Source organism: Streptomyces sp. GD-15H (genome assembly GCF_045291515.1).
Taxonomy (GTDB): domain Bacteria; phylum Actinomycetota; class Actinomycetes; order Streptomycetales; family Streptomycetaceae; genus Streptomyces.
The window spans coordinates 7,563,877-7,586,876 of sequence record NZ_CP149447.1 but is presented as its reverse complement, the minus strand read 5'-3'; the positions used below and the strand labels follow the sequence as shown (position 1 = coordinate 7,586,876).

19 protein-coding genes and 2 pseudogenes are annotated in these 23,000 nt (G+C 71.7%); 12 read left to right on the top strand and 9 right to left on the bottom strand.

The window, feature by feature from the left end; translation table 11 throughout:
- Positions 1–5: 5 nt before the first annotated feature.
- A complete protein-coding gene (mgrA, locus tag WJ438_RS35910) occupies positions 6–998 on the bottom strand; it encodes an L-glyceraldehyde 3-phosphate reductase (protein ID WP_406728886.1) in 993 nt (330 codons plus the stop codon).
- A 126-nt stretch (positions 999–1,124) separates the two neighbouring features.
- Here mgrA and WJ438_RS35905 point away from each other — a divergent pair, with 126 nt between their 5' ends.
- Together WJ438_RS35905 and WJ438_RS35900 are read left to right on the top strand one after the other, a co-directional pair.
- The gene (locus WJ438_RS35905) at positions 1,125–2,009 is read left to right on the top strand and encodes a LysR substrate-binding domain-containing protein (protein WP_406728885.1); all 885 of its coding nucleotides are present in this window, start codon (positions 1,125–1,127) and stop codon (positions 2,007–2,009) included.
- 65 nt (positions 2,010–2,074) lie between these two features.
- On the top strand, positions 2,075–2,590 hold the full coding sequence (locus tag WJ438_RS35900; RefSeq protein ID WP_406728884.1) for a DinB family protein: 516 nt from the start codon (positions 2,075–2,077) through the stop codon (positions 2,588–2,590).
- On the opposite strand, the gene WJ438_RS35895 is transcribed toward WJ438_RS35900, so the two are convergent.
- Positions 2,572–3,651 (bottom strand): adenosine deaminase, encoded by a 1,080-nt coding sequence (locus WJ438_RS35895; RefSeq protein WP_406728883.1) that lies wholly within the window; start codon positions 3,649–3,651, stop codon positions 2,572–2,574. The genes WJ438_RS35900 and WJ438_RS35895 overlap by 19 nt on opposite strands.
- Before the next feature lie 189 nt (positions 3,652–3,840).
- On the opposite strand from WJ438_RS35895, the gene WJ438_RS35890 reads away from it, so the two are divergent.
- The gene (locus WJ438_RS35890; RefSeq protein ID WP_406728882.1) at positions 3,841–4,302 is read left to right on the top strand and encodes a pyridoxamine 5'-phosphate oxidase family protein; all 462 of its coding nucleotides are present in this window, start codon (positions 3,841–3,843) and stop codon (positions 4,300–4,302) included.
- Positions 4,303–4,352: 50 nt separating this feature from the next.
- Here the strand turns inward: WJ438_RS35890 and WJ438_RS35885 are convergent.
- A pseudogene (locus tag WJ438_RS35885) lies at positions 4,353–5,731 on the bottom strand (phospholipase).
- Positions 5,732–5,830: 99 nt separating this feature from the next.
- Positions 5,831–6,739 (bottom strand): chitinase, encoded by a 909-nt coding sequence (locus WJ438_RS35880; protein ID WP_406728881.1) that lies wholly within the window; start codon positions 6,737–6,739, stop codon positions 5,831–5,833.
- Between the two features lie 349 nt (positions 6,740–7,088).
- Between WJ438_RS35880 and WJ438_RS35875 the strand changes: the two genes are divergently transcribed.
- On the top strand, positions 7,089–7,529 hold the full coding sequence (locus WJ438_RS35875; RefSeq protein WP_406728880.1) for an SPW repeat protein: 441 nt from the start codon (positions 7,089–7,091) through the stop codon (positions 7,527–7,529).
- 155 nt (positions 7,530–7,684) lie between these two features.
- A complete protein-coding gene (locus WJ438_RS35870; RefSeq protein ID WP_406728879.1) occupies positions 7,685–7,948 on the top strand; it encodes a GlsB/YeaQ/YmgE family stress response membrane protein in 264 nt (87 codons plus the stop codon).
- Between the two features lie 145 nt (positions 7,949–8,093).
- Here WJ438_RS35870 and WJ438_RS35865 read toward each other — a convergent pair whose 3' ends face one another.
- Positions 8,094–8,870 (bottom strand): GNAT family N-acetyltransferase, encoded by a 777-nt coding sequence (locus WJ438_RS35865; protein WP_406728878.1) that lies wholly within the window; start codon positions 8,868–8,870, stop codon positions 8,094–8,096.
- 141 nt (positions 8,871–9,011) lie between these two features.
- Here WJ438_RS35865 and WJ438_RS35860 point away from each other — a divergent pair, with 141 nt between their 5' ends.
- The 4 genes from WJ438_RS35860 to WJ438_RS35845 all read left to right on the top strand — a co-directional run bounded on the left by WJ438_RS35860 (position 9,012) and on the right by WJ438_RS35845 (position 14,418).
- Complete coding sequence (locus WJ438_RS35860; protein ID WP_406728877.1) at positions 9,012–9,497, top strand: nucleoside deaminase; 486 nt, start codon at positions 9,012–9,014, stop codon at positions 9,495–9,497.
- 489 nt (positions 9,498–9,986) lie between these two features.
- On the top strand, positions 9,987–11,561 hold the full coding sequence (locus WJ438_RS35855) for an alpha/beta fold hydrolase (protein ID WP_406728876.1): 1,575 nt from the start codon (positions 9,987–9,989) through the stop codon (positions 11,559–11,561).
- A 72-nt stretch (positions 11,562–11,633) separates the two neighbouring features.
- Positions 11,634–12,728 carry a chemotaxis protein gene (locus tag WJ438_RS35850; RefSeq protein ID WP_406728875.1) on the top strand — a complete coding sequence of 365 codons (1,095 nt, stop codon included), beginning with the start codon at positions 11,634–11,636 and terminating at the stop codon, positions 12,726–12,728.
- Between the two features lie 271 nt (positions 12,729–12,999).
- On the top strand, positions 13,000–14,418 hold the full coding sequence (locus WJ438_RS35845; RefSeq protein WP_406728874.1) for a PP2C family protein-serine/threonine phosphatase: 1,419 nt from the start codon (positions 13,000–13,002) through the stop codon (positions 14,416–14,418).
- 20 nt (positions 14,419–14,438) lie between these two features.
- On the opposite strand, the gene WJ438_RS35840 is transcribed toward WJ438_RS35845, so the two are convergent.
- The gene (locus WJ438_RS35840) at positions 14,439–15,935 is read right to left on the bottom strand and encodes a hypothetical protein (protein WP_406728873.1); all 1,497 of its coding nucleotides are present in this window, start codon (positions 15,933–15,935) and stop codon (positions 14,439–14,441) included.
- A gap of 235 nt (positions 15,936–16,170) precedes the next feature.
- Here WJ438_RS35840 and WJ438_RS35835 point away from each other — a divergent pair, with 235 nt between their 5' ends.
- Both WJ438_RS35835 and WJ438_RS35830 read left to right on the top strand, forming a co-directional pair.
- Positions 16,171–17,310: an aminoglycoside phosphotransferase family protein gene (locus WJ438_RS35835; protein WP_406728872.1), complete on the top strand. Its 1,140-nt coding sequence runs from the start codon at positions 16,171–16,173 to the stop codon at positions 17,308–17,310.
- Positions 17,262–18,912: pseudogene (locus WJ438_RS35830) on the top strand (N-acetylmuramoyl-L-alanine amidase); the annotation flags it as partial. The gene WJ438_RS35835 and the pseudogene WJ438_RS35830, both read left to right, overlap by 49 nt.
- 87 nt (positions 18,913–18,999) lie before the next feature.
- Here WJ438_RS35830 and WJ438_RS35825 read toward each other — a convergent pair.
- From WJ438_RS35825 to WJ438_RS35815, 3 genes are all read right to left on the bottom strand, one after another.
- On the bottom strand, positions 19,000–19,497 hold the full coding sequence (locus WJ438_RS35825; RefSeq protein ID WP_406728871.1) for a hypothetical protein: 498 nt from the start codon (positions 19,495–19,497) through the stop codon (positions 19,000–19,002).
- Positions 19,498–19,637: 140 nt separating this feature from the next.
- A complete protein-coding gene (locus WJ438_RS35820; protein ID WP_406728870.1) occupies positions 19,638–20,555 on the bottom strand; it encodes a universal stress protein in 918 nt (305 codons plus the stop codon).
- A gap of 116 nt (positions 20,556–20,671) precedes the next feature.
- The gene (locus tag WJ438_RS35815) at positions 20,672–20,914 is read right to left on the bottom strand and encodes a DUF397 domain-containing protein (RefSeq protein WP_109380901.1); all 243 of its coding nucleotides are present in this window, start codon (positions 20,912–20,914) and stop codon (positions 20,672–20,674) included.
- A gap of 248 nt (positions 20,915–21,162) precedes the next feature.
- Here WJ438_RS35815 and WJ438_RS35810 point away from each other — a divergent pair, with 248 nt between their 5' ends.
- Positions 21,163–22,983 (top strand): sulfatase, encoded by a 1,821-nt coding sequence (locus WJ438_RS35810; RefSeq protein WP_406728869.1) that lies wholly within the window; start codon positions 21,163–21,165, stop codon positions 22,981–22,983.
- Positions 22,984–23,000 lie beyond the last annotated feature (17 nt).

Here is a 23,000-nt window from a genome sequence, read left to right as displayed (position 1 = left end):
TGGGCCTACCGCTTGACCACCGCGTCGATGCGGGCCAGTTCGTCCGCGTCGAAGTCGAGGTGGTGGGTGGCCGCGACGCTGTCCTCGAGTTGCCGCGGGCTGCTCGCCCCGACCAGAGCCGAGGTCACGCGTCCGCCCCGCAGCACCCAGGCCAGCGCCATCTGCGCGAGGGTCTGGCCGCGGGACTCGGCGATGCCGTTCAGCGTGCGCAGCCGCTCCACCAGTTCGCCGGTGACGGCGTCGGTGTTCAGGAACGGGCTGTCGCTCGCGGCCCGCGAGTCCTCGGGGATGCCGTCGAGGTAGCGGGCGGTCAGCAGGCCCTGCTCCAGCGGGGAGTAGGCGATGGAGCCGACCTGGAGCTCCTCCAGGGCGTCCAGCAGGCCCTCGTCCTCCGGCCGCCGGTCGAGCATCGAGTAGCGCGGCTGGTGGATCAGCAGCGGGGTGCCCAGCTCGCCGAGGATGCGGGCGGCCTCACGGGTCTGCTCCGCGGAGTAGTTGGACACGCCGACGTAGAGCGCCTTGCCCCGCTGAACCGCGGAGTGCAGGGCTCCCATCGTCTCCTCCAGCGGAGTGTCGGGGTCGAAGCGGTGCGAGTAGAAGATGTCGACGTGGTCCAGGCCCATCCGGGTCAGGCTCTGGTCGAGGGAGGACAGCAGATATTTGCGTGAGCCCCATTCGCCGTACGGGCCGGGCCACATCAGATAGCCGGCCTTGGTGGAGATCACCAACTCGTCGCGGTGCGGCGCGAAGTCCGCGCGCAGCGCCTCGCCGAGGGCGGACTCGGCGGCGCCGGGCGGCGGGCCGTAGTTGTTGGCGAGGTCGAAGTGGGTGACGCCCAGGTCGAAGGCGCGGCGCAGGATGGCGCGTTGGGTTTCCGCGGGGCGGTCGGGACCGAAGTTGTGCCACAGGCCGAGCGAGAGCGCGGGAAGCTTCAGGCCGCTGCGTCCGGTGCGCCGGTAGGGCAGGTCCGCATAACGGCCGGGGTGTGGGGTGTACAACGCGACTCCAGGGGATTGGCACACGAGTGTCCGGTTCCGTCGAACCGGGGTTCCACTCTGGCGCGCGCCGCGGGCAGCGGTCCAACAGGAGAATCCGATGGAATTCAGCGGATACGCTTCTCAATCATGGAACTGCGCCACCTTCAGCATTTCGTCGCCGTCGCCGAGGACCAGCACTTCACCCGGGCGGCGGAGCGGCTGCTGGTCTCCCAGTCGGGCCTGTCGGCGTCGATCCGCGCGCTGGAGCGCGAGCTGCGGACGCCGCTGTTCGTACGGACGACCCGGAGGGTGACGCTCACGGAGGCCGGACGGGCCCTGCTGGTGGAGGCCGAGCGTGTCCTGGCGCAGGTGCGGGCGGCACGCGAGGCGGTGGCCGCGGTGCAGGGTGTGCTGCGCGGCACGCTCGCGGTGGGCGCCGAGCAGTGCATCGCCGGGGTGCATGTGGCGGAGCTGCTGGCCGCGTTCCGGCGTCGCCATCCGGACGTGGAGATCCGGCTGCGGCAGTGGGGCTCGGCGGCGCTGGCGGAGGAGGTCGCGGCGGGACGCCTCGACCTGGCATTCGCCTACCGGACCCAGGTGGACCCGGACCGGCTGCGATCGGTGGCGCTGACCAGTGAGCCGATGACCGTGCTGTGCCATCCCGCGCACCGTCTCGCGCGGGCCGGGGCGCCTCTGACCCCGCACGACCTGGGCGGCGAGGTTTTCGTGGACTTCCATCCCGACTGGGGACCGCGCCGGGCCACCGACACCGCGTTCACCGCCGCGGGGGTACGGCGCACGGTCGCACTGGAGGTGAACGACGTGCACAGCCTCCTGGACCTGGTCGACGAGGACCTCGGCATCGCCGTCGTCCCCCAGCACTTCCGGCACAAGCGTGAGGCGCTGACCGCGCTGCCGCTCAAGGACACCGGTGAGCCGGTGTACGAGACTGTGGCGCTGGCCCCGCCGGCGGAGGCCACCAGCCCCGCGGCACGGGCGCTGATGGCCCTGCTGGACGACGCGGGCGCGTAGCCACGGCTGGACTCCCCACGGGAGAACGGGGCGCGTAAGGGGGCGGGATGCGCGAGGGTGGACCCATGCACGCCAAGGACATCCTCATCGACGGCTTCGGCAGGATCCGCGAAGAAGTCCACGCCGCGGTGGCCGGGCTCGGCCCCGACGTCCTCAACGCCCGGCCCGCGCCCGGCACCAACTCCCTCGCCTGGCTGGTCTGGCACCTCACCCGGATCCAGGACGACCACGTCGCGGACGCCTTCGGGTTCGACCAGGTGTGGCTCGCCCAGGACTTCGAGAAGCGGTTCGCGCTCGGCCTGCCCCGCCGCGACACCGGGTACGGCCACACCCCGGCGCGGGTCGCCGAGGTGCGGGTCGACTCGGCCGACCTGCTGACCGGCTATTACGACGCGGTGCACGCGCAGAGCCTGGGAGCGCTGCGCGCGTTGCGGGCCAAGGACCTGGAGCGCATCGTGGACGAGCGCTGGGACCCACCGGTGAGCCTCGGGGTGCGGCTGGTCAGCGTCCTGTCCGACGACCTCCAGCACGCCGGACAGGCGGCCTATGTGCGCGGGCTCCTTCAGAACACGGACTCGTAGCCGGGCAGCACCACGTCCCTCAGGAGGGCGTTGCGCTCGTCGAACGGGAGGAACGCGCTCTTGACGGCGTTGACCGTGACGGTCCGCAGGTCCCGGGCGGTCCACCCCGCCTGCTCCACCAGCAGGGACATCTCGCGGGTCATGGTGGTGCCGGACACCAGCCGGTTGTCGGTGTTGAGGGTGACCCGGAAGCCGAGGTCCTTCAGCGCGGTGATGGGGTGCGTGGCGATCGAGCCGGCGGCGCCGGTCTGGATGTTGGAGGTGGGGCACATCTCCAGCGCGACCCGGCGGTCACGGACCCAGCCCGCGAGCCGGCCGAGCTTGCCGGCCGCGAGGTCGGGGATGTCCTCGGCGATCCGCACACCGTGGCCGAGGCGCTGCGCGCCGCACACCTGGAGGGCCTGGTGGATGCTGGGCAGGCCGTGGGCCTCGCCGGCGTGGATGGTGAACGGCACGCTCTCGCGGCGCAGGTGCTCGAAGGCGTCCAGGTGGTCGGCGGCGGGGAAACCGTCCTCGGCGCCGGCGATGTCGAAGCCGACGACGCCCGCGCCCCGGAACGCCACCACCAGGTCGGCGATCTCCCGCGTCCGGTCGAACATCCGCATGCCGCACAGCAGCGTCCCGACGCGCACCGGTGTCCCCCCGGCGGCGGCCTTGGCCATGCCGGCGGCGAGCCCCTCCTGCACGGCCTCGACCACCTCGGGCAGGGTCAGCCCGCCCTTGGTCATCAGCTCGGGGGCGTAGCGGACCTCGCCGTAGACGACCCCGTCGGCGGCGAGGTCGAGCACGTACTCCTCGGCGGTGCGCAGCAGTCCCTCGCGGCTCTGCATGACGGCGAGGGTGTGCTCGAAGGTGGCTATGTAGCGCACCAGGTCACCGGAGCCGGCGGCCTCGACGTACCAGGCGGCGAGCTCGTCGGCGTCGGTGGTGGGCAGGGTGTGGCCGACCGTGTCCGCCAGCTCCACCAGGGTGGCGGGGCGCAGGGCGCCGTCGAGGTGGTCGTGCAGTACGGCCTTGGGAAGCCGGCGGAGGGTGTCGGTGTCGATGCGGGGCGCGGTCATGGGCGGTGCGTTCCTCAGCGGTTCGGTGGTGAAGTGGGGGAGCATTCGGCGGGGGGTTCGATCGGCAGAGGTTATACGTAAAACGTAGAGGTACGCCAGTCCCGCTCCCGGCAGTGCCCCGGCCTGGGCCCGAAGACCTACGACGGCAGCCCGAGGCGCCCGGTCGGGGCACTCGGCTACCGTCCGCGTATGAAGGTCACCGAGCCACCGCAGCGGAGTCGGGAGCAGCGCAGAAGGGACGTCCTGGACCGACTGGAGCGGGAGACGGACATCTGGGTGGCCTCGGCGGATACCGAGGGGCTGCCCTGTCTGGTGCCGCTGTGGTTCGTGTGGGACGGCGAGGCCGTCTGGCTCGCGACCCGGCCGGCCAACCCCACCGGCCGCAATCTGCGGGAGGGCGGCCGGACCCGGCTGGCGTTCGGCGACACGCGGGACGTCGTCCTGATCGACGGCGAAGTGGATTCGTACGACGCGCGGGAGGTGCCGCCGGTGGCGGCGGAGGCGTTCCGGGAGAAGACCGGCTGGGATCCGCGAGCGGGCCGGGCGGTCTACGCGTTCTTCCGGGTACGCCCCCGGGCGGTACAGGCCTGGTGCGAGGAACACGAACTGCCGATGCGGCATCTCATGCGGGGCGGAAGCTGGCTGGTGTAGGGCGCCTCGCGGCGCCGGACCCGCACCGGCCCTCCTCGTCCCGCGCGGGACTACGGATACGTGTACGTGTTGAGGGCTGCGACGGCCGCTGCCGGGTTGCCGAGGTCGTAGTGGTCCACGGCGAGGAAGTTGGGCTTCTTGCGGGCGGCCGGCCGACAGAACCGGCTGGCGCGGTCGGCGAGTTCGGTGTTGTCCGTGCCGGCCGTGTTCGCCATCGGGGTGTCCCGGAAGTGGTTCATGACGAAGAGGGGGCGGAAGCCCGGCTCGGTGCGGGTGAGCGGGATGTTGGCGCCGGCGTCGTACCAGCGGCTGAAGCAGGACCAGTCGGAGGCGCCGACTCCGGGGCCCATGGACCAGTGGTTCTCGACGGTCCACTCCCGCTGGTACATGACGCCGAAGCTGTCCCGGGTCAGCCCCGCGGCCTGGTCGGCGGAGCGGCTGTGGTCGCTGAGGATCAGCAGCCGTTGTCCGGTGGCGGTCAGCTCCGCCATGGTCGGCCAGCCGTTCTCGCGCACCCCGGTGCGGTCCGGCCGGTAGAGGACGTCCGACAGGCCGGTGACGCGGCCGAGTTCGGCGCGCAGCACGCCCGGGTCGACGTAGTCCTCGAGGAACACGGTGACGACCTGGCCGGGGTGGGCCTTGAGGAAGTCCACCATGCGCTGGAGGTCCACCCACAGCGCGACGGGCCTGCTGACCAGGGTGCAGCTGTTGTGGCAGAGGATCGCGCCGTCCGGGGCCTGGTGGACGTCCAGCATGAATCCGCGGACTCCGTCCGCGAGTTGGCGTTCGCTGCCGCGCGTCTGGTTGGGGAAGAGGTTGACGAACGGCGGGGCGAAGCCACCGTCGACTCCGTTGGCGTAGGCGTTGTGCGAGGTGAGGAAGGTGACCTGGTCCAGGGTGCGGGCGTCCTGGGGCGGCATGGGCCGGGTGGCGGGAGTGACCGGGGTGAGATACCAGTCGGCGAGGTCTCCGGAGCCGCCGGTGACGGCGAGTTGGGCGGGGTGGTTGGCCCCCGCGGGTCTGGGGGCGACGGTGAGGCGCCGGTCGGTGCCGGGGACGCCGAGGATGTACCGGTCGGCGCCGACGGGAGTGACCTCCCAGGCGGCGTCCGCGCCCGTACAGGGAACGGTCCTGGCCAGGTCGCCGCCCCGGCCGAGGCAGCTGCCGGGGGGTCGGTGCTCTCCAGGCGGTACGAGGCGCCGTTCACCCGCAGCTTCCACTGCTGGTGGTCCTCGTTGCCGCGCGGCCGGCGCTGCTCGACCGCTCCGGCGCTGTCGGCCGCGTTGAGTCCGGTGGTGGCGCTCTGCACGTAGTAGGTGCCGGGCGGCGGAACCGCGTCGGCCCCCGCCGCGGGCGTCGGTGCCACGGCCGCCGCGACCAGCGCGGTGGTCGTGACGGTCGTGGCGAGCAGGGCGTGGGGGGTGCGCATGGTGGGTGCCCTTCGTCCGAAGGATGGCCGCGTGCACGGAGGGAACGCGGCCAGGTCACGGATGGTCAGGTGCATGACACCATGCCCCGCGGTCCTGCGTCAGCAGTACAGGTTGCCGCCGGGTGACGTCCCGAGGATCTGGGTGAACTGCTGATACGTGGTCACCCTGCTCTGCACCTGTGCCGGGTTGCGGCCGTCGCACTCCAGGGAGCCGTTGATGCTGCGGATCGTCTGGCCGAAACCGGCCTGATTGACCATGGCGTGGTGCGGGGTCATCGGGCCGGGGCCGGTCTGGGTGTTCCAGTACCACAGGGCCGTCTTCCAGGCCACGGAGGAGTCGTTCTGCACCAGCCAGGGGTTGTTCAGCAGATCGATGCCGAGGGCGTCACCGGCGGCCTTGTAGTTGAAGTTCCAGCTCAGCTGGATCGGTCCGCGCCCGTAGTAGGCGGCCTGGCCGGCTGGGCAGCCGTAGGGCTGGCTCCAGTCGCAGTAGTGCGGGTAGTTGGCGGTGTTCTGCTCCACCACGTGCACCAGGCCACCGGTTTCATGACTGGCGTTGGCGAGGAAGGCGGCGGCCTCCTGCTTCTTCACCGTGTCGCTGCCCGTGTTGGCGAAGCCGGGGTAGGCGCTCAGGGCCGCCGTCAGCCCGCTGTAGGTGTAGAAGGGGTTCCGGTTCGGGAACATCCGGTTGAACTGCGCCTCGGTCACGACGAAGTTCCCGACCGGTGTTCCGGGGTCGTTGGCGCAGGAGTACGGCTCCCAGTACCAGGTACTGATGATCGGGTCGTAGCCCGGGTTGGCGTGCTCGGCGATGTAGGCGCGGCCATCGGTGTAGCGGACGACGTCACCGGCGTCGCACCACTGCCCGGCCACCCAGTTCGGATAGCTGGAGCATGCGGCGGCCGCCGACGCGGGAGCGGCGGAAGCGGTCGCGGCGGGGAGCAGCACCGGTGCGCTGCAGGCGATGACGGCTGCGGCCAGCACGGCGGACATGCGGCGTCTCGACAAGGGATCAACTCCTCTGCGGGACACGGCCGCTCCCGGGTGGGGACATGCCTGAGCGGGCTGTCGCCGCACGCGTGCCGGCGGGACCGGCCACGGTGTGAGGGGCGGCCGTGGTGGGGGGTGCCGGGCACACTCAACCGCATTGGTCTGTACCAGTCAAGCGGGTGAACCGGCCATCCCGGATCGCCCGACACGCCCCCGAGTTCACCGGTTTCGGGAGGAGTGGGGCCGAGCGAGATCCCCGCTCCGACCCCTACACATAAAGGAGAAATAAGGGCAAAATGTGCCTAAGCGGCGCTTACCGCATACCGCATCAGAAGCGGTCAGTCCTGCTACCTGAAGGAGACGACTCATGGCCAACGTCTCGCATCCCCGTGGTGACATCGCCGGCCACCCCGATGCTTCCGAAATGCGGGCACGGTACGACCGCGTGCTCGGCGGTCGTGATGTGGTGCTGGTAGACGGACCGGTGTTCCTGCTCGGCCTCTACTGTGCGGTGTCCCCCTGGATACTCCACTACACGACGAGCCAGCCCGCGCTCGTGACCCACAACCTGATCGTCGGCATCGCGATCGGCCTGCTCGCCATCGGGTTCACCGCCGCTCCGGCACGCATGTACGGCCTCAGCGGAGCCATGTGCGCCCTTGGCGTGTGGATGATCGTCTCGCCGTGGATCGTCGGCAACGGTCCGGACGCCGGCGTCATCTGGAACAACATCGTCATCGGCGCGCTGACCCTGATGCTCGGCACCATGTGCGCCGCCACGGCAGCCAGGAGCGCCCCCAGGAGCTGATCGCGGCCGAGAAAGGGAATCGGGAGCAGGGGCCGGTCCGCGTCCACCGCGGGCCGGTCCCGCCATGTCCGCACCGGCCCCTCCCCGGCACGGGTGACTGTCTCCGCCGAGCGCGGGCACACGTCCTTCAGCGGGTTCCGAGAAGGAGGGGCGAGATGGAAATCGGCGGCATCATCAGTGCCATCGTCATCGGCGTCGTCATCGGCGTCCTGGGCCGGCTCGTGGTTCCCGGGCGCCAGCGCATCGGGGTGCTGTGGACGATCCTCGTCGGCATCGTCGCCGCGCTGATCGGCTCGGCGATCGCCGCGGCGCTCGGAGTGGCCGACACCAAGGGTGTCGACTGGATCGAGTGGCTCATCCAGATCGGCCTCGCCGCATTCGGGGTGGCCGCGCTGGACCGTACGAAGGCCCTCCGCTGACTGGGAGGTCCGGCGGCTCGGCACGGCACACGGACGGGTCCGGCGGGAAGCACCACAGGGGTGCGGCCCGCCGGACCCGTCCGTGTGTCCCGGTGTCAGTCCCCGGCCGGACGGCCGTATGGGGAGAACCGGGAGCCGGGTGTCCCTACGGGACGTACACGTACGGCGTCGTCGTGCTGAGCGGGACGAAGCCCAGGCGTTCGAGGATCGGGCGGCTCTGGCCGGACGCGTCGACCTGGAGGTAACGGCAGCGGTGCTCGGCGGCGACGCGGGCCCGGTGGGCCACCAGCGTGCGGTAGATGCCCCTGCCCCGCCAGGCCTCGACGGTGCCGCCGCCCCAGAGCCCGGCGAACGGGGTGCCGGGCACGAGTTCCATCCGGGCCGCGCCCACCGGCTCCCGGCCGGCCAGGGCCACCACCGCGACCACGGTGTCGGGCCCGGCGGCGAGCTGGGCGAGCAACTGGTGCCGCAGCCAGGACGCGTCGGCGCGGAAGGCCTTCTCGTGCACCTCGGCCATGAGAGCGACACCGGCCCGGTCGGTGACCGGGACGACGCGGACACCCTCGGGCGGCTGGGTGTCGAGGAGCAGCTCACCGATCTCGCCGACCATCAGCGTCTCCTCCGGTCCGGGCGTGAACCCGGACGCCACGAGCCGCTGTCCGAGGTCCACCGGCAGATCATGGCCGTACAGCTTCCACTCGAACTCGCGGCCCAGCCCGGTGAAGTGGTTGATCTGTCCGGCGATCGCCGCGTCCGCGTCCGCGTCGTCCAGGGCGGACCAGACGACGCCGTTCCAGCCGTGCCGCGGGGCGGTCTGCCGCACCACGTGGCCGGCGCGCTCGACGCGGGCGCCGGGGCCGTCGGGTCGCGCTCCTTCGCGCAGGTCACGGTCGAACAGAGCGAGTACCTCGGCATGATCCATGCCGCTGATTCCAGCACGGGTCCGATGCCCGGGCAACGGGATTACGGGGCGCCGGCACACCGTGCTTCGCGTCCGTGATCGCGTGAGCCTAAGGTTGCCGTGACTGTTGATCGAGCCGTAGTCGTGAGAAGGGCGGCACCCGTGGCTGTCAAGGATTCCGAACTGCCCCACCTGCGTCGCTGCGTCGAGCTGGCGGCCGAGGCGCTGGACGCCGGGGACGATCCGTTCGGTTCGGTCCTGGTGGCCGGCGACGGGTCCGTGCTCGCCGAGGATCGCAACCGGACGGCCGCCGGGGACCGTACCCGGCACCCCGAGTTCGAGCTGGCGCGCTGGTCGGCCGCCCACCTGACACTCGAGGAACGGGCCGCCGCCACGGTGTACACCTCCGGCGAGCACTGTCCGATGTGTGCGGCGGCGCATGCCTGGGTGGGCCTCGGACGGATCGTCTACGTCGCCTCCTCGGCGCAGCTGCTGGCCTGGCTCGCCGAGCTGGGAGTGCCCGCCCCACCGGTACGGCCACTGCCCGTCAGTGAGATCGCACCCGGCGTGACCGTGGACGGCCCGGTTCCCGAACTGACGGAGGAGATACGGGAGTTGCACAGAAGGTTCCACGGCGCCCGCGGCTGACCGGTGCGGACGGCGACGGCCGGGGCGGGATCTCGCCCACTGCCGGGGGTGGTGGGACCCGGGCGTGATCGTTTCCGCGCCGGGCTCGGCCCCTTCCCGGCCTTCAGTCGTCCGCCGCCCGGCGGCTGCGGCGGTACAGGGCGACTCCGCCCAGGAAGAGCGCCGCTCCCGTGGCGAGGACCGGGAGCGTCCGATCCGTGCGCGTTTCGGCGAGGGTGTCCGAGGCCGGTGCGGCGTGCGTGCCGGGTGCCGGTGCGGGACGGCGCGGACGGCTCGGGCGCCGGTTCCGCCCGGTGGCCGGGCTCGTCCCCCGAGCCCTCGAACCGGCGTATGGCCGGCGGAGGACCGGCCCGGGGCACGGCAAACCCCGAAACGCCGGGCCCGCCACCGCGCGGGGCCGTCCGGCCGACAGGCGGGGCCTCCAAAGCCCCCTTATGGTGATCGAGGGCGCCGGATCCGGTCCGCTCTGGGGCGTCCCTGGAGGCATCGATGCTGGCCAAGCTGTCAACGCGACCCTCGGTCCGGCGCTGCGCGGTCACCGGAGCGGTCGGGCTGGCCCTGCTGGGCGCGGGTCTCCCGGCCGCCGCTGCCGCCGACGGGGACCTCGACCGGTTCTACGACCAGAAGATCAAGTGGTCGGCGTGCGAGAGCACCGACATGCCCAAGGACCTGCAGTGCGGGAAGATCACCGTCCCCGTCGACTACGCCGAACCCGACAAGGGTTCCCTCGACCTGGCCCTCGCCCGCTACCGGGGCACCGGCGACCCGCGGGGCTCGGTGGTGCTGAACTTCGGTGGGCCGGGGGGTTCGGGCGTCCTCGGACTCGCCCACGGTGGCAAGGAGTTCATGGGTCTCACCGACGAGTACGACGTGGTGTCCTTCGACCCGCGCGGTGTCGGCCGCTCCTCACCGGTCAGCTGCGGCACCCAGGCCACCGGCCAGGCGCTGGAGGCGACCGGCGGCGAGGACATGTCCGATCCGCGGGAAATGCTCGCCCTGTTGCGCGAGGTGGCCGCCGAGTGCGCCGAGCACTCGGGCCCGGTGCTCGCGCACATCGGCACCGTGAACGTCGCGCGGGACCTGGACGTGCTGCGCCAGGTGCTCGGCAACAAGAAGCTCAACTACCTGGGGTTCTCCTACGGAACCCGGCTGGCCTCGGTGTACGCTGCCCGATTCCCCGAGAAGGTGGGCCGGTTGGTGTTGGACGGCGTGGACACCCTGACCGAACCACTGGCCGAACAAGGACTGGCGAGCGTCAGGGGGCAGCAGCTCGCACTCGAACACTTCCTGACCTGGTGCACGGAGGACATCGCCTGTCCGTTCGGCCAGGACCCGCGCGAGGCACGGGAGGTGGCCGTGAAGCTGGTCGCCTCGCTCGACGAGAACCCGGTACCGACGGACTTCGGCTACGAGTTCACCGGCCAGGACCTCGCGGGCGCCATGGCGCAGGGCCTCTACAGCAGGGAACTGTGGCCGTTGCTGCAACGGGCGCTCGCGCAGCTGATGGAGGACGGGGACACGCGCGGCGTGGAGGCCTTCGCCACCGGCGGGGTGACGCTCCCCGTACCGCACCGGGCGGACGATCCGCTCGTCGACGAGGAGGAGGTCCCCCTGGACAACCTCCCCGCCGCGCTGATGGCGGTGAACTGCGCGGACGATCCCGACCGCCCGGCCGCCGAGCAGGTGACCCGGGACCTCGCCAGGCTGCGCACCGCCTACGAGGAGGCCTCACCGGTCTTCGGCCGCTACCGGCTCGCCCAGGTGCTGATGTGCCACGGCCGCCCCAAGGGGACCGACTACATCCGAGAAAAGGTCAAGGACGTCGACACTCCGAAGATGCTGCTGGTCGGCACGCGGGGCGACCCGGCCACGCCGTACCGGTGGACGGTGGAGACGGCCGAGCGGCTCGGCTCCTCGGCCGTGGTGCTGGATCACCGGGGTGAGGGTCACACCGGCTACGGATCGTCCGACTGCGTGCACCGCAAGGTCGACGACTTCCTGCTCTACGGTTCGCTGCCGCCCAGCGGCAGCTCGTGCGGCTCCGAGGAGGACTCCCGTGAGTGAGTCCTCCCACGGGGCGACGACGGCGGGATTGCCCCAAATGCCCTCTCGGTGAATCGGCTCTATGGTGCTCTCATGGAGCACCATCTGAGTCCCGCGGCCCTTGCCGAGCTTCGACGCCCGCGCCCCTACCCCGCGGTGTCGGTGCTGACGCCGACACACCGGCGCGAGCCCCTCAATGCCCAGGACCCGGTGCGACTGCGCAACATGGTGGCCGAGGCCAAGAAGCAGCTGGAGGCCGATCCCGCGGTCACCCGGGACCGGCGCAGCGAGGTCACCCTGCAGCTCGACCGGGCACTGTCCGAGGTCGACCTGACGCACGCCGAGGACGGGCTGGTCATCTTCGCCGCTCCGGGTGAGCACCAGGTGTGGTCGCTCTCCCGTTCCGTGCCGGAGCGCGTGGTGCTCTCGGACACCTTCCTCACCCGCAACCTGGTGTCCGCCCACACGGCGGAGCGCCCCTTCTGGGCGCTGTCGGTCTCCCCCGACCGGGCCACGCTGTGGAACGGCGGCGTGGACCGGGTCACCGAGGAACACCTCGGCGCCTTCCCGCTGGTCCGCGACATGGAGAACTTCGACCCCGAGCGCCTCGAGCGGGTCGGTGATCAGTCGAGCACCTACCGGGACGAAGACATCCGCCGGTTCCTGCGCGAGACCGACACCGCGATGCGCGCGGTGCTGCGTGAGCATCCCCGGCCCCTGTACGTCACCGGCGCGCCGGCCGCACTGTCCCTGCTGGGCGAGGTGGGCGGCGTGGCCCGGGACGCGGTGCACGTCCAGCACGGCGGGCTCGCGCACGGCACGCCCGACGCGGTGTGGCAGGCCCTGCGTCCGGTGCTCGAGAGCGAGGCGCGCAAGAGCGCCGAGGAGGTCGTCCGGGCCCTGGAGACGGCCCGCGGACGCAAGGGGTTCGCGGCCGGCGTCGACGAGCTGTGGCAGAACGCCCGGGAGGGCCGGGTACGGCTGCTGGCCGTCGAGGAGAACTTCCGGGTGACGGTGCGCGAGGCGGGCGAGCATCTGGTCGTCGCCGAGGCCGGCGGCCCGGACACCCGCGAGGACATCGTGGACGAGATCGTCGAGCGATGCCTGGAGACCGGCGCCGAAGTCCGCTTCGTCCCGGACGACACCTTGGGGAGCACGGACCGGATCGCGGGCGTACTGCGGTACTGAGTGCGGTCAAACACCCGTCCATCGAATAGGTGAGTGACGGCGAGCAGTCACCGAACGCCTCGCCAAGTCACGTACGTACCAACTGAGTTGTTCCGACCGACGGGCATCCGACGCGTACCTCCGAGTAACTCCACGAAGACAGTGGCATATGCCACAGACATGACCTTAAGGTGTCTTGCCGAATCCCTTACAGGGCGTGGCGGGCTGTGCCACAGTCGTAACGGTCCCTCCGTCCGCCTCTGGCCCGAACCGTCCCACATCGGAGTGCGTCATGCCGTCCCACCTCTCCGCGGGCCGCTCAGCCGCCCAGCCGCCAGGACGCGGCCCGGTCGACGCGCTCATCTCGCAGACCCGGCGGCTCAGGGGCGACGTGGACGCCGTACGGCGTGGCACCGCGGCCGATGCCTCGGACCCGAAGGACCGCTGGCAGCGCGCACTGTGCGACCTGGCGCTGCACCAGCTCAACGACCTGGACGAGCACCTGGCCCAGCTGCGGGACGGCCCACTGCCCGTACCGGCGCAGGCCGGGCCCGCGCCCGCCGCGCCGCCCCGGCACGACTCCCTGCTCAGCCGGGTCGGCAGCGCCGAGTGGAACCTGTTGACGGACGAGGCGAGTTGGTCCGGGGAGCTGTACCGCATCCTGGACCGCGACCCGGCCGCTCCCCCGCTCACCCTCGACGAACTGCCGTCCCTCGTACACGACGAGGACCGGCCGAGACTCACGGCGATGGTCACGGGCTGCCTCGTCGACGCCCGGCCCATCGACGGGGAGTTCCGGATGACACGTCCCGACGGCAGCGTCCGGACGGTGCACATGAGGGGCGAACCGGTCCTCGGGGCTGACGGCAGCACCGCCTCGATGTGGGCCGTCCTGCGGGACGTCAGCGAACTGCGCCGCTGCCGGCGGGCGGTCAGCGAGACCCGTGACTCGCTGCATCACCAGCGACAGGCCGCGGCGCGAACCGGACACCGGCCCGTAGTCGAGCCGCAGGAAGCCGTGCTGCCCCCGTGGCACGGCTCCCTGCCCCTCCCGCACCGGAGCCCGCGAACCCTGGACCTCGCCGCCCGGCACCTCCCGTCACCGGCCGGAGCGCCGACCGGGGGCCCCTGGTACGACGCCCTCGAACTGTCCGACGGCACCACCCTGCTCAGCGTCGGCGAGCTGACCGGGCAGGGCGTCGGCCCGTCGTCGGGCATGGCGATGCTGCTCGGCGCGATGCGCGGCATGGCGATGGCCGGCACCGCACCGGGCCCGCTGATGGCCTGCCTCAACCGGTTACTCGACGCCACCGGGCAACCCGCCCTCGGCAGTGGCCTCTGCCTGCGCTATCGGCCCGAGACCCGCTCGCTGGTGTGGGCGCGGGCCGGGCACCCCGTCCCGCTGCTGTTCCGCGGCGGAACGGGACGCGCCCTGGACGCCCCGGAGGGCGTCCTGCTCGGCGCCTCCCCGGCCGTCCTCTACGGGCAGGCCGAGGAGACCCTCGAAGTCGGCGATGTGCTGGTGCTGTACACCGACGGGCTGGTACCCGGGCGGGCGGGGGCCGCCACCGTCCCGCATCTCCTCGGACTGGCCCCGCAGTTCACCGGGGACCGCACCGCGCGGGACTGCATGCCGGCCGTCCTGCGGGAGTTCGGCGACACCGTGCGCGAGGAGGAGGCCTGCGTGCTCGTGGCCCGCGTGACCTCGTAGGAAGCCCCTTCACCACTCCGTTACGCCGGTTTGCTGTTGCCGCCCTTCCCCCTGGGCCTCGGCAGGGCCTGCCTGATCTCCTCCCGCAGTTCCTGGATCCTCGGGTACGAGGAGTACTCGGCGGTGAGCCGGTACATCTGGCGCAGCCGGTCCCAGGTGCGGCGCGAGGAGTTGGAGCCCATCGACATCAGCGCGAGACGCGCGTACCGGTCGGCCTGTTCCGGGTCGTCCGCGATGAAGCAGGCGGAGGCCATGGAGAGATGGTCGAAGATCTTCGATCGTTCCCGGCCGTCGACGCGCAGGGACAGCGCCTTCTCCGCGTAGTGCTGGGCGTGCGCGGCCGCGCCCGGCTCGAACTCGGCCAGCGTGCGGTAGGCCAGGGCCTGCATGCCGTACAGATCCTCGTCCTTGAAGGTCTGCATCCAGTCCGGCTGCTCCAGATCCGCTCCCCGGTCGGAGACGAACAGGTCCTCGGCCCGGCCCAGTGTGCGGCGCATCGCCTGCCCCTTGCCCATGGACGCCTGTGCCCAGGCCTCGATGGTGTGGAACATCGCGCGGGTGCGCGGCAGCACCTCCTCGCCCGAGCCGGACCGGGCGAGCTTCAGCAGGTCCAGGGCGTCGTCGGGCCGGCCCAGGTGCACCATCTGGCGGGCCGCACGGGACAGCGCCTCACCCGCGCGTGGCCGGTCGCCGCCCTCCCGGGCGGCGTGCGCCGCGATGACGAAGTACTTCTGGGCCGTGGGTTCCAGGCCGACGTCGTGCGACATCCAGCCGGCCAGGACGGCGAGGTTGGCGGCGACGCCCCACAGGCGCCGCTGGAGATGAGGTGGGTGGTGGTAGGCGAGCATGCCGCCCACCTCGTTGAGCTGGCCGACCACCGCCTTGCGCTGGAGGCCGCCGCCCCGGGCGGCGTCCCAGGCGCGGAACACCTCCACGGAGCGCTCGAGTTCCTCGATCTCCTGAGACCCGATGGGAACGGCCTCGTAGCGGTCGAACCCGACGGAGTCGGCGTGCAGCGGATGGGCGATTCGGGGAGCGTCGGTGGTCAGTGCCGGATCGGTGTGCAGCCAGTCGTGCATGGCGCTGCTGAGGGCGGATCCGGCGGAGAGCGCGGCGCCCGCGCCCACCAAGCCGCGTCGGTTGAGCATGAGGTCCATTCCCGTGAATTCGGTGAGGACCTCGGCTGTCCGCTCGGGCGCCCACGGCACTCCGTCGGGATGTTCCGCATTCCCGCCGCGTGGCCGTTTCCCCGTACGCCCGTGCCGGACCAGACCGAGATCCTCGATGGTCACGACACGACCGAGACGCTCGGTGAACAGGGTCGCCAACACCCGCGGCACGGGATCGCGCGGGATCTCTCCCATGTCGATCCACCGCCGTACCCGGGAGGTGTCGGTCGCCAGCTGGGGGTGGCCCATGGCCGCCGCCTGCCGGTTGACCAGCCTCGCGAGTTCGCCCTTGGACCAGCCGGCCAGGCCGAACAGGTCCGAGAGCCGGGTGTTGGGTTGTCCGCTCACGTCAAGCCCCCAGGTTCTCGGCTGAGTTGACAGTAGCCCCGGGCGAGTTGCCGGGCGACTATTCGCCAGGGTTCGCCAGGGTTCGCCAGATGGTGTGCCAGGGGGCATCGGGTGTCGAGTAGGAACGCGCCACCACGACCCGGTCTCCGCCGGAAGCATTCCCCAGGGTGCGCCTGGGCGACCGGGCCGTGTGGCGCGATGACGTCGCAGGCACACGAAGGGATCTGTACCGCCCATGTACGCAGCATCGTCCTCCGTGTCCGCACCACCCAGGCCACTGCGTCCGCGTCCGTCGGACAACGGCCCCTACCTCGCCCCCGCGCGCCCGGCGGCCACCGTGCCAGGCCCGGGCAAGGTGCGGCGCGCCCCGGGCTCCGGCTTCCAGCCGCTCAGCGGCAGGCTCGACCTGTCCGGGCCCCAGGGCGCCCAGTTACGCACGGCGATCGCGTCGGTGCACCGTATCTGCCCGGAGTTCGCACCGGTGCAGGTGCTGCGCCGCAGCGGCCGGTCCATCCTCCTGGTCGGCACGACCGGCCGGAGCACCGCGGTGGCCAAGTGCTTAACGGATCACTCCCCCGTCTGGTCCGAGCGGTTCCGGCACGAGATAGCGGCGTACCGCTCGTTCGTCCGGCATCGCCCACCCGCGCGGGCGCCCCGGCTGATCGCAGCGGACCCGGACAACTGCACCCTGGTGATCGAGCGAATGCCCGGCCGGGTGGCGGCGCTCCAGCGGCACCCGGTGGAGGCGCCACCACGAGCGGACATCAAGGCGGCACTCGGCGCGATCTGCCGGCTGAACGCGTGGCGACCGCCGGCCGGGACGTTCGACGCCCCGCTGGACTACGCGGCGCGGATCGCCCGCTATCACGAGCTGGGTCTGCTCACCGACCGGGACATGGGCGATCTGCAGAAACTGCTGCACGGCATCGCGCACGCGGCCGGGCGCCACGGCATGGGCCAGTTCTGTCACGGCGACGCGCTGCTCTCCAACATCCTGATCTCACCGGCCGGTCCAGTGCTGGTGGACTGGGAACACTCAGGCTGGTATCTGCCGGGCTACGACCTGGCGACCCTGTGGGCAGTGCTCGGGGAAGCGCCGGCGGCCCGGCGGCAGATCAGCCAGATCGCGCAGTCGGCGGGCCATGCCTCACGCGACGCGTTCCTGGTGAACCTGATGCTGGTGCTGACGCGTGAGATCCATACCTACGAGACGGCCGTGCACCGTTCGATGCGCGAGGGGGGCCCGGTGGGACCGGGCCCGGCCCAGCCGGGCGTTCTGCCGTCCGGTGAGGAGCAGCGGCTGCTGCTGCGGCGCCTGCACGACGACTGCCAGATGGCCCGCCGGGCCGTGCGCGCGGCGGTCGGCACTCGCTGACCGGGACATGGGAAAGGTCCGCGGCGCTCCCGAGGGGGAGCGCCGCGGACCTTTCCCATGTCCCGGCACGTCTCCCGCGCTTTGACCGCGCCGCGGCCCTGGCTCGCCGCCACGACCCGCGGCCCGGATTGCCAGGGAATGGCGGCGCCGCGCTGCTGGCCGAGGCCCAGCGGGAGCTGGGCGAGCCGCCGAGCGAGGACCCGGCCGACTGGTACGGCGCGGTGGCCCGTTTCTCCGGGGCGGACGACACGGCGTCGGCGTACGCGAACGACGTCTACGAGGTGATCCGCGCCGGTGCGCGGCGCGTCACGGACGCGGGACAAGAGGTCGGCCTGACCGCCCGTGCGGACCTCGCCCCGGACCGGTCCACGCTGGCCCGCATCGGTCTGCGTACCGCCTCCACCGCCGCGACGGAGTGTCCGGAGACGGTGTCCTGCGAGTGGGCCCCGGCACCGTACGAGGAGTTCGGGGACGGCGACTACGGCAACCACGACCTGGGGGACCGGCCTGTCTCGCAGCCGATCCGGTACATCGCCGTCCATGACACCGAGGGCGCCTGGGAGGGCGTTCTCGACATGGTGCGGGATCCCACCTATGTGTCGTGGAACTACAGTCTGCGCTCGACCGACGGTCACATCGCCCAGCATGTGAAGGCGAAGGACATCACCTGGCACGCGGGCAACTGGTACGTCAACGCCGGGTCGATCGGGCTGGAGCACGAGGGCTTCCTGACGGAACCCGACGCCTGGTACACCGAGGCGGTGTACCGTTCCTCGGCCCGCCTGGTGCGGTATCTCGCCGAGAAGTACGACATCCCCCTGGACCGGCAGCACATCCTGGGCCACGGCACCGTGCCCGGTCCGACCACGGAGGCCGTGTCCGGCATGCACACCGACCCCGGCCCCTACTGGGACTGGGCGCACTACTTCGCGTTGCTGGGCCGGCCCTTCGAGGCCACCGCCGGCGAGGACGGCGCTCTGGTGACGATCCGCCCCGACCACGCCGCCCACCACCCGGTGTTCACGGGCTGCGAGAGCGCCGGTGAGCCGTGCGCGGCGCACGGGTCCAGCGCGGTGCGCCTGTACTCCGACCACGACGAGAAGTCTCCCCTGATCAGGGACAACCGCCTGGGTTCGGCCCCGACGACCGGGGTGAACGACCTGTCCTCACGGATGTCGACCGGCCAGCAGTACGCGGTCGCCAACCGGTGGGGCGACTGGACCGCCCTCTGGTACCCGGGGGCAGACGGCCTGGTTCAGGAACCCGGAGGAGCAGCCCACCGCGGTGCCCGCCGCGGGCCGGGTCGTGACCCCGAGGAAGGGTCTGGACTCCGTCCCGGTGTACGGGCGTGCCTACCCGGAGGAGGCCGCCTGTCCGGCGGAGGTGCCCGTGCAGAAGGTGTCCCCGCTGCCGCACACGCTGCCGAAGGGCCAGGAGTACGTCGCCGCGGGCAAGGTGCCCGGCGAGTATCTGTACGCGGTGACCTTCGACGAGGAGGCCTCGCACCGTGTGGTCAGGGGCGAGGACCTGTACCACCAGATCCAGTACGGCCACCGGATCGCCTTCGTACGGGCGGCGGACGTGACGGTGAAGTCCTCGGGGCACCGGCCGTTCCCCGGCCCGGGAACGGCCGGGGAACGGATCAGGAACGGCCCGGGAACAGCCGGGGAACGGATCAGCGGGTCCGGGTCAGCCCTGCTGGAACAGTTCCGCGGGCAGCGGCTTGAGGAGGGTGTACAGGTCGTCGGTGATGGGGCGGTCCCAGGCGGCGATGGTGACCAGGACGTTGTCGCTGCGGTCGAACTGCACGCAGGAGATCCGGCCCTCGGAGAGCTTCACGCGGCGCACGATCAGCAGGTTGTCGCCCTGCATCACGGGTACGTCCTCGGTGCCGACGACGGTCACCTCCTCGTCGTTCTCCAGCGCCAGCAGCAGCTGTGCCACCTCGAAGGGGACCTCGCCCTCGGCAACCTCACGGGCCGCGGAGCCCTCCGGCAGATTGCCGATGATCATCGCGGGGCCACGGCCGCCGAACAGGTCGTAGCGCAGGAAGACGCCCTGACAGGTGCCGTCGGGGGCGGGCAGCAGCCCGGCGCCCAGGTTTCCGGGCCAGTCGCCCGGATCCATGGCCAGTACGTCGAAGTCGGGCCCGGCGGGAGTGGCGCTGCGGCGGCGGAGGAACGACATGCCGCAATGGTACGTGCCCGCACCCGCCGACGGACGGCCGGGCAACGCCCTCCACTCCCATGAGGTGGGCTCGTGCGGCCGGCTGCTGAAGTACCGCGCACAGCACGGCGGTGCCGGGCGCGCGGGCATGCTTGCGGGGGCTACTCCTCCGGGGGTGCCGGTGGAACGACCGCGACGGGGCCGGCCGCGTGCAGCAGCACGGCCTGGGTGACGGAGCCCATCATGCGGGCCGGTGCCAGCAGGCGCCGTCGGTGGCGCCCCACGACGACCAGCTCGGCGTCCTCGGAGGCCGCGACCAGGTGTCCGGCGGCATCACCGGGCAGTACCAGGATCTCGGCGACGACTCCGGGGTGCCGTTCGCGGTGCGGGGCGAGGCATCCGTCGGCGAGGGTCCGGGACTCGTGCTCGACGGCGCCCTGGTCGATCTGCGGCGCCGGCATCTCCCCGGGCAGCATCCAGGTCTGCGGGGGCCACGGGTAGGCGGCGACGATCCGTAGCCGGGCACCGCGCAGGGCGGCCTCGTCGAAGGCGTGAGCGAGGGTGGCCTCGTCGGGGCTGTCGACGTTCAGGCCGACGACCACGAACGGTCCGGCCGTGTCGGACCCGGCGGGCGTGTCGGTGCCGGCCCCGGTCCCCCGTCCGGGCCGGGGCACCACGACGACGGGGCATTCGGCGTCACGGGCCGCGGCCAGGGAGTTGGAGCCGAGCAGCAGACTGGCGAATCCGCCGCGGCCCCGGGAGCCGAGCACCAGCAGCTGCGCGGTGGCGCCGAGTTCGGGGAGGACGGCACCGGGAGCGCCGTCCAGGGCGACGAAATCGACGGCCGGGAGCCCGGTCCGTCCCGCCAGCCGTGCGCGGACCAGATCGAGGACCGGGTCCTCCCTGGGGTCGGGCGGTCCGGCGGCCAGCACCTCGGGCTGGCCCCAGGCGGCGTACTGACGGACGTGCGCCACCCGCAGCGGGGCCTCACGCCGGCGCGCGGCGTCGAGGGCCCACTCCAGGGCGCGCAGACTGTCGTCCGAACCGTCGACCGCAGCGACGACCGGCTGGGTGCTCATGGGGTTCCTCACTTCCGGACCACGACCCGCACGTTCCCGGGCCGACCTGGCTCAGCCCCGGTCCCGGAAGGGTATCCCTGCCCGTGTGTCCGGGTGTATCGGCGACCACGCCCGGCTCACGTCAGGTCGAACTCCCCTTCCCGGGCTCCCGACACGAATGCGCCCCACTCGGCCGGGGTGAAGATCAGGGAAGGACTCTGAGGGCGGCCACTGTTGCGCATGGCGATGAAGCCTTCCACGAAGGCGATCTGGACATCCCCCAGGCCACGGCTGCTGGACTGCCACTGCGCGTTGCTGAGGTCCAGGTCAGGCTTGTCCCAGCCGGTGAGCGGTCGCTGCTGGGTGGTGCTGTCGGCCACGTCCGTGCTCCTCCCGATTTCCGTCGTCCGCGGCCAGCCTAGCGATCGGTTCCGGCCCCCGACAGGTCACGTCGGCGTCCGTTTCCGGGGCGCGGCAGGCGGGTGAATCCGGGCACGTGAGTTCGGGCCGGTGAATCCACGCGGGCGCGATTGAACGGGGAGCGACGTGCGAACGTACTGAGGGTGGCAGGCCCGTACACGGGCCCGGTTTGCCATGCCCTCGCAGTACCGCACGGAAGGACCCCCGGGTGCAGCTCTTCACTCGCTCCCGCCAGTTGTCGGACACCACCGAGAGCGGAGCGGACCCGGACGACGGCCCCACCACCTCCGGCGAGGCCGCCGGGGAGGCACCGGACGGCACGGCGCCCACCCGGTGGGAGCGCCTGCGCCGGCGTCACCCGCGTACGGCCCGAGGCCTCACGGTCGGGACGACCGTCCTGGCCGGGGCGCTCCTGCTCTTCGCCCTCCTCATGCCGAACCGCGTGGAGCGGCTCACGTTCGCGGCGTTCCTCCGTGTCCCGGCCGAGGGAATCCTGCTGGCGACCCTGCTGCTCGCGCTGCCGCCGAAGCCCCGGCGGATCACCGCGGCGGTCTCGGGCGTCCTCCTCGGGCTGCTCACCGTCCTGAAGATGGTGGACATGGGGTTCTACCAGGTACTGGCCCGGCCGTTCGACCTGGTGCTCGACTGGATCCTGTTCGACGACGCGGCGGAGTTCGTACGGGAGTCGTTCGGCCGAGGCGGGCAGATCCTCGCCGTGATCGGGGTGATCGCCCTGTTCATCACCCTGCTGGTGCTGATGACACTGGCAGCGGTGCGGATCACGAACCTGATGGTGCGCCACCGCCCCGTCGCCGCCCGCACCACACTGGTCCTCGGCGTCGTGTGGATCACCTGCGTCACGCTGGGCGTACAGATCACCGGCGTCCCGCTGGCCACCAAGGGCACCGCGCAGATGCTGGACAACCGTGTGGAGCAGGTGCGCGCGGGCATCAAGGACGGGCGGGTCTTCGCACAGCAGGCCGCAGTCGACGCCTTCGCCGACACTCCGCCCGACCAGCTGTTCACGGGGCTGCGCGGCAAGGACGTCCTGTTCACGTTCGTCGAGAGCTACGGCCGGGTCGCGATCGACGACCCGGCGATGGCGGAGCCGATCGACGCGGTACTGAAGGAGGGCACCGGCACCCTGAAGGCCGCCGGTTTCGAGTCGCGCAGCGGCTGGCTCGAGTCACCGGTGACGGGCGCGGGCAGCTGGCTCGCCCACTCCACCTTCCTGTCCGGCCTGTGGATCAAGAACCAGCAGCGCTACCGCAGCCTCACCACCAGCGACCGCATGACCCTCACCAACTACTTCCGCAAGGCCGGTGACTGGCGCACCGTGGGCATCGTGCCCGGGGTGCGGCGGGCCTGGCCGGAGGGCAAGTACTTCGGCCTGGAGCACATCTACGACTCCGAGCAACTCGGTTATCAGGGTCCGTACTTCAGCTGGACGCCGGTGCCCGACCAGTTCAGCATGGAGGCCTTCGAGCGCCTGGAGCACGGCAGGAAGGACCGTGAGCCGATCATGGCGGAGATCATCCTCGCCTCCAGCCACAACCCGTGGTCCCCCAACGCCCGCATGATCGACTGGGACGACCTCGGCGACGGCTCGGTGTTCCACGAGATCAAGAAGGAGGGCACCGACCCCAAGGAGGTCTGGCGGGACCCGGAGAGGGTACGCGCCGAGTACCGCAAGTCCATCGAGTACTCGCTGCGGAGCCTGATCGAGTGGATGGAGCGGTACGGCGACGAGGACACGGTCCTGGTCTTCCTCGGCGACCACCAGCCGGTCCCGACCGTCACCGCCGGGAGCACCAGCAGGGACGTGCCGATCACCCTCGTCGCCAAGGACCCGAAGGTCCTGGACCGGGTGGCCGACTGGAACTGGACCGAGGGCCTCAAACCCGCCCCGACCGCACCCCGTTGGGGCATGGACACCTTCCGGGACCGCTTCATGACGGCGTACGGACCCCAGGACGGCAGCGGCGGCAACGGCGCCGGAAGCGGCACCGCGCCCCGCCCCACCGGCTAGAGCAGGCCTCCCCGGTC

Bases quoted from the DNA above. Each gene is read 5' to 3' on its own strand.
- WJ438_RS35875 (WP_406728880.1), top strand. From the start codon at position 7,089: ATGGCCAACGTCTCGCATCCCCGTGGTGACATCGCCGGCCACCCCGAT.
- WJ438_RS35850 (WP_406728875.1), top strand. From the start codon at position 11,634: ATGGAGCACCATCTGAGTCCCGCGGCCCTTGCCGAGCTTCGACGCCCG.
- WJ438_RS35835 (WP_406728872.1), top strand. From the start codon at position 16,171: ATGTACGCAGCATCGTCCTCCGTGTCCGCACCACCCAGGCCACTGCGT.
- WJ438_RS35870 (WP_406728879.1), top strand. From the start codon at position 7,685: ATGGAAATCGGCGGCATCATCAGTGCCATCGTCATCGGCGTCGTCATC.
- WJ438_RS35825 (WP_406728871.1), bottom strand. From the start codon at position 19,497: ATGTCGTTCCTCCGCCGCCGCAGCGCCACTCCCGCCGGGCCCGACTTC.
- WJ438_RS35900 (WP_406728884.1), top strand. From the start codon at position 2,075: ATGCACGCCAAGGACATCCTCATCGACGGCTTCGGCAGGATCCGCGAA.
- WJ438_RS35890 (WP_406728882.1), top strand. From the start codon at position 3,841: ATGAAGGTCACCGAGCCACCGCAGCGGAGTCGGGAGCAGCGCAGAAGG.
- WJ438_RS35855 (WP_406728876.1), top strand. From the start codon at position 9,987: ATGCTGGCCAAGCTGTCAACGCGACCCTCGGTCCGGCGCTGCGCGGTC.
- WJ438_RS35865 (WP_406728878.1), bottom strand. From the start codon at position 8,870: ATGGATCATGCCGAGGTACTCGCTCTGTTCGACCGTGACCTGCGCGAA.
- WJ438_RS35845 (WP_406728874.1), top strand. From the start codon at position 13,000: ATGCCGTCCCACCTCTCCGCGGGCCGCTCAGCCGCCCAGCCGCCAGGA.
- WJ438_RS35820 (WP_406728870.1), bottom strand. From the start codon at position 20,555: ATGAGCACCCAGCCGGTCGTCGCTGCGGTCGACGGTTCGGACGACAGT.
- WJ438_RS35895 (WP_406728883.1), bottom strand. From the start codon at position 3,651: ATGACCGCGCCCCGCATCGACACCGACACCCTCCGCCGGCTTCCCAAG.
- WJ438_RS35905 (WP_406728885.1), top strand. From the start codon at position 1,125: ATGGAACTGCGCCACCTTCAGCATTTCGTCGCCGTCGCCGAGGACCAG.